Origin of the sequence: Streptomyces albidochromogenes (assembly GCF_005981925.1) — a bacterium.
Lineage (GTDB): Bacteria > Actinomycetota > Actinomycetes > Streptomycetales > Streptomycetaceae > Streptomyces > Streptomyces albidochromogenes.
The window spans coordinates 1-1285 of sequence record NZ_VBVX01000624.1; the positions used below are offsets into that span (position 1 = coordinate 1).

The 1285-nt window shown below is 74.5% G+C and carries 1 protein-coding gene and 1 pseudogene; one reads left to right on the forward strand and one right to left on the reverse strand.

All coding sequences use genetic code 11. The features are described 5' to 3' along the window. Positions 1-87: 87 nt before the first annotated feature. Entirely contained in the window at positions 88-489 is a 402-nt protein-coding gene (locus E2E34_RS34385; RefSeq protein WP_138905726.1) for a VOC family protein, read from the forward strand. A gap of 87 nt (positions 490-576) precedes the next feature. Here the strand turns inward: E2E34_RS34385 and E2E34_RS34390 are convergent. After that, positions 577-1285: pseudogene (locus tag E2E34_RS34390) on the reverse strand (hypothetical protein); the annotation flags it as partial.

Here is a 1285-nt window from a genome sequence, read left to right on the forward strand (position 1 = left end):
GTAGAAGACTGAGAGGCACGTCACACGCGACGTGTGCGACGCACGCGCCGGCCCCGCGGGACGACACGAGAGGACGAGGTGATCGGCATGGCCACTGCACCGAGCATCTACCCGACGGTTCTGTACAAGGACGCCAAGGCCGCCATCCGGCTGCTCAAGGACGCCTTCGGTTTCCGGGAAGTGGCTGTCTACGAGAGCGAGGGCGGTTACGTCGAGCACGCCGAGCTGGCGCACGGCAACGGAGCGGTGATGGTGGGCTCGCACGGCCGGGAGGGGGTCTTCGCCCAGGCGATGGCGAACGGCGGGCCGGTGGGTGTGTACGTGGTGGTCGACGAGGTGGACGCGCACCACGCGCGTGCGGTGGAGCACGGCGTGGAGATCCTGATGCCGCCGACCGACCAGGACTACGGCTCCCGGGACTACATGGCCCGGGACCACGAGGGCAACATCTGGAGCTTCGGCACGTACACCCCGTCGATCGGGGGCTGACCCGGCGGGGCGCGGCGCCGGCGGCGGCCGTGGACCCACGGGACCCGGGCCCTGACGGGTTCCCGCCGGCCCCGAGCCGCCGCCGGGCTACACGCCGCCCGTGTGGACCTGGAAGGCGGCCCGGCGGACCGCCTTGGCCAGGGCGGGGTCCGGGTGGGCCGCCGCGAGGGCCACCAGCACCTGGACGGTGCGCGGGTGGCCGATCGCCTGCACCTCCTCCAGGAGCGCCGGCACGGTGGACTGCACGGCGGCGTCCAGGTGGCGTACGAGCAGCTGGGTCTCGCCGTGGTCCGCGACGGCGGCGGCGGTGTCCACCCACAGCCACGTGGACTCCTCGCGGGTGAGGACCTCGTGGGCGTCCTCGGGGTCGGCGCCCTCGTACTCCGCCAGCCACAGCAGGGCGTAGGGGCGCAGCGAGCTGTCGTCGGCCGCCGCCCGTACGCCGGACTCCGCCGGGGCGCCGACCACACGCAGCGCGTCGAAGGCCAGTCCGCGCAGCAGCGCGTCCTCGCCGCGGGCGGCTTCCAGCAGCTCGGTGACGGCGCTGGAGACGGTGCGGGCGGCGAGCCAGGCGCGGTACTCGGCGCGGGCGGGGCCGGGCGTCAGGCGGGCGCAGCCGCGCAGCATGTCCTCGGCGGACCGCTCGATGTTCCCCGCCGGGCTCTGCGCGGCGACGCAGATCTGTTCCAGCTTGACCCAGACCGCCCAGTTGCCGAGGGCGGTGAGTGTGGCGAGTCCCGGGCCGAGGGTCAGCGCGCCGACGGCGGCCTGTCCCGCCAGGGCCCAGTCGAGGAGG

What these genes read in the sequence shown, in the direction of transcription:
- E2E34_RS34385 (WP_138905726.1), top strand. Translation starts at nt 88, where the DNA reads ATGGCCACTGCACCGAGCATCTACCCGACGGTTCTGTACAAGGACGCC.